This is a genomic window from Gordonia sp. DT219, assembly GCF_049847065.1.
Lineage (GTDB): Bacteria > Actinomycetota > Actinomycetes > Mycobacteriales > Mycobacteriaceae > Gordonia.
In genome coordinates, this window is the sequence record NZ_JBNCNR010000144.1 from 1 (window position 1) to 212 (window position 212).

Genomic DNA, 212 nt, shown 5'->3' on the forward strand with positions numbered 1-212 from the left:
GGAGAACGGGTTGGAGGTGCCGGTGGGTGGCAAGGTGGTGATCGGTGAGGTGTTTGATCGGGTGGATCGGCCGTCGGTGGAAGTAACCGCGCAGCGGATTGCTGCGTCGGGGCAGGGAGTGCAGGAGGTGTTCGTGGGTGATCAGGGTGGGCATGTGTTCGGGTTCCGGTTCGTGTTGGCCCAGGGGTTGCGCAACATGTTCGCCCAGGATG

At 63.7% G+C, this 212-nt stretch carries 1 protein-coding gene; it reads left to right on the forward strand.

Translation table 11 applies throughout. The features are described 5' to 3' along the window. Positions 1-212: hypothetical protein (locus tag ACPXB3_RS22775; protein WP_425729921.1), on the forward strand; the 212-nt coding region annotated here is incomplete at both ends.